Source organism: Streptomyces murinus (assembly GCF_002154555.1).
GTDB lineage: Bacteria > Actinomycetota > Actinomycetes > Streptomycetales > Streptomycetaceae > Streptomyces > Streptomyces murinus.
In genome coordinates this window covers 1-1759 of sequence record NZ_MUNF01000478.1, presented here as the reverse complement: position 1 = coordinate 1759, position 1759 = coordinate 1, and the positions used below count along the sequence as shown (strand labels likewise).

1 protein-coding gene and 1 pseudogene are annotated in these 1759 nt (G+C 68.8%); one reads left to right on the top strand and one right to left on the bottom strand.

The genetic code is table 11. The features are described 5' to 3' along the window. Positions 1-380: 380 nt before the first annotated feature. A complete protein-coding gene (locus CCN72_RS26960) occupies positions 381-1262 on the top strand; it encodes an oxygenase MpaB family protein (protein WP_086810374.1) in 882 nt (293 codons plus the stop codon). Here the strand turns inward: CCN72_RS26960 and CCN72_RS26955 are convergent. Then, positions 1232-1571 (bottom strand): annotated as a pseudogene (locus CCN72_RS26955) (PadR family transcriptional regulator); the annotation flags it as partial. The gene CCN72_RS26960 and the pseudogene CCN72_RS26955 sit on opposite strands and share 31 nt — an antisense overlap. Between the last annotated feature and the right edge of the window lie 188 nt (positions 1572-1759).

Below are 1759 nucleotides of genomic sequence, written 5' to 3'. Positions count from 1 at the left end.
GCTCGGGAACTGCGCCGGCGTCAGCAGCACCGCCGTCAGCACATACAGCGCATCGTCCGCGGCGGCGACGGCCCCATCGTCCGTCCCGGCCATCCCTGCCTCCCAGTGGCTTGTCCAATCGCGCGCACCCTATGCGGACGGAAGGCCCTTGTCACGACTCCTCACACCACGCGGACCTGCAACTTTCCCCCTGGACGGGGGCGAATCGACCACGGTCTCCACGGGACTTCCCCAGACCGCCCCCACCCGGGGGCCGCGAAGGGCGCGGAACCCACAGAACAAGGGCGCCCGTCCTCCTTTCGAAATGGGGAGATCGGTGATGGTTCATCTCCCCGCGCTCCACATAGAGTTGGCATCCGGCGACAGAAGGGGGCGACACGGTGAAGCGCTTCGAGCGCCTGGAGCGGATCCGTCGGCTGGACCCGGTGGCGGACGCCCCGGAGATCTACCGGCTCAGCGCCGTCTACGAATTCCCCTGGGACTACACGCGCGCCCTCGAACTGGCCCTGTACCGCACCTACGCCGTCCCGAGCATCGGCCGGCTCCTCGCGCGCACCGCCGAGCTGACCGACCGCACGCAGAAGCGGTACGACGACACCGCGCTGCTCCTCGACACCGTCGTCGAGCACGGCTTCGCCGCCGAACAGGGTCGCACGGCGATCCGCCGCATCAACCAGATGCACCGCAGCTACGACATCAGCGACGACGATATGCGGTATGTGCTCAGCACCTTCGTCGTGGTGCCCAAGCGCTGGATCGACACCTACGGCTGGCGCCGGCTGTCCCGGCACGAGATCGTCGCCGCCACCGAGTACTACCGGACCCTCGGCCGGCACATGGGCATCCCCGATCTCCCCAAGACCTACGAAGAGTTCGAAACCCTTCTCGACACCTACGAGGAGGCGAACTTCGGCTGGGACGAAGGGGCCCGGCGCGTCTCGGACGCCACCCTCGGCCTGATGACGTCCTGGTACCCGCGCCCCCTGGCGCCCCTGCTGCGCACAGGTGTGCTCGCACTGCTCGACGAGCCGCTGCTGAACGCGTTCCGCTATGAGAGGCCAGGCCCGGCCGCCGTAGCCCTGGTGCGCCACGTTGTCCGGGCCCGCGGCCGGATGGTGCGGCTGCTGCCGCCGCGCCGCGCACCCCACTTCGCCCGCCAGAACCGGGAGATCAAGGGCTACCCGAACGGCTATCGCGTGGCCGACCTCGGCACCCGTCCGGTCCCGGGANNCTCGGCGCGGACCGGCCGGTCGCCGTCGTAGAAGAAACTCGTCGGCTCCTCCAGGAAGGCGAGCCGTCGGCTCAGCACCGCGGCCTGGGCGGTGGGGTCCGCGAGGTGGCGCAGGAAGGCGAGCAGGACGAACCACTGGTTCTCGTCCGTGATCTCGCGCTGCCCGGGCTCGGCCAGCCGGCGCCGNNAGCCCGGCCTTCTCCAGGCGCTTGATCGCCGGATACAGCGTGCTCTCCGCGACCGGCCTCACATGCCCGGTGAGCGCCGCGATGTGACGGCGCAGGACGTATCCGTGCAGCGGGGCCTCGTACAGGAATCCCAGGATGGCGAGTTCGAGCATGCCCGCATTCTTCCGTACGTCGGCCGTACGTCGACGCTGTACAGCGATCCATCGATACTGTGTTGACGTAATACCTCGGCGTCGATGTATGGTCGGAAGCGGTGATCAAGACCGACAGGGAGGGTGCTGTGCAGCAGGCCGTGTTCGATGGCGAGGGAAGCCGGATCCGCTGGACCGAGGTTTCGGGG